Consider the following 450-nt stretch of genomic DNA (forward strand, 5'->3'; position numbering starts at 1 on the left):
TGTGTTGTTCCTGACCTGCACCGTACGCTTGCGCATGCACAATAATCTGGTGTTTGCTATCCACCGCCGCCACGCCGTTATAGCCCTGGATCACGCCTTTAGCGGTTTTCATCTTGGCGCTATCGTTATCGGTGATATTGCTTTTGACCGGGCGGCCACGCTGACCGAGCCGTTCAGGTTCGGTCGCTAAGTGCTTTTTTATCTTAGCGGAGACCTCTTCCAGCTTTTTAATCTGTGCCTGTTGTCGCTCGGTGATTTCGGGTTGCTGGTCGGTGTTATCAGAGTGCTGATGAGCTTTAAGCATACGGGCGACCGCACGATCTATTTTGGCTTGTTTACGGTTCAGCTCTGCCCGTGTTCCACTCCACTCTTTGGCTGCATTGGATGGCATTTTACAGCCGTCGATAGCAAACATTTCCCGACCAATCAGGTTCATGCCATCACACACCA

Annotated in this window: 1 pseudogene; it reads right to left on the reverse strand. The window is 51.8% G+C overall.

Annotation, left to right across the window (positions count from 1 at the left end):
* Positions 1 to 450 (reverse strand): annotated as a pseudogene (locus JW499_RS21700) (IS1182 family transposase); the annotation flags it as partial.

Source organism: Amphritea pacifica, from assembly GCF_016924145.1.
GTDB lineage: Bacteria > Pseudomonadota > Gammaproteobacteria > Pseudomonadales > Balneatricaceae > Amphritea > Amphritea pacifica.